Below are 612 nucleotides of genomic sequence, written 5' to 3' on the forward strand. Positions count from 1 at the left end.
GGATAAAGTCAATTCCATTTTGAAAGAAGATGATGATATCTTTAAAGAATTGGTAGATAGATGAAATATTTATCAGAAGCAGATATTATAAATTTTAATAAAATGGTGATACAAAAATATAGCCCTAAAGAGCCTATAGGAGTGCTTAATGAAAACTCATTAAATATGATTGTGGAAAATATTAAGCAAGAAGTTTATGGACAAGAATTATATCCTAATATAGAAGATAAAGGAGCATTCCTTTTATACAATTTAATAAAAAAACATATTTTTGCGAATGGTAATAAGCGAACAGCTTATCTAACTTTAAAATATTTCCTATTAATAAATAATTATCATTTAGAAGTAAAGAAAGATGAAGCAGTAGATTTTATTGTGTATATTGCAGAATCATCTACTGATTTAGAAATTATTTCTAAATGGATAAAAAACCATATCAATAAGATAGAATAACAAAAACTTCTTAAAATAAACACTTATTTTAGGAAGTTTTTGTTGTATAAAGGCACGGTAAGCCCTACGATCCTAAATGGATCATAGGGCTTTTTATTATATAAGTGCATGGTTGAAATGCTACGCATTTCTTTGATTCGTTCGTTTTCACTCACTCTT

At 26.6% G+C, this 612-nt stretch carries 1 protein-coding gene; it reads left to right on the top strand.

The window, feature by feature from the left end; all coding sequences use genetic code 11:
- Positions 1-60 precede the first annotated feature (60 nt).
- Positions 61-453 carry a type II toxin-antitoxin system death-on-curing family toxin gene (locus tag HMPREF2767_RS02845; RefSeq protein ID WP_070622554.1) on the top strand — a complete coding sequence of 131 codons (393 nt, stop codon included), beginning with the start codon at positions 61-63 and terminating at the stop codon, positions 451-453.
- Positions 454-612 lie beyond the last annotated feature (159 nt).

Source organism: Nosocomiicoccus sp. HMSC067E10, from assembly GCF_001810835.1.
Taxonomy (GTDB): domain Bacteria; phylum Bacillota; class Bacilli; order Staphylococcales; family Salinicoccaceae; genus Nosocomiicoccus; species Nosocomiicoccus ampullae_A.

What these genes read in the sequence shown, in the direction of transcription:
- HMPREF2767_RS02845 (WP_070622554.1), top strand. Translation starts at nt 61, where the DNA reads ATGAAATATTTATCAGAAGCAGATATTATAAATTTTAATAAAATGGTG.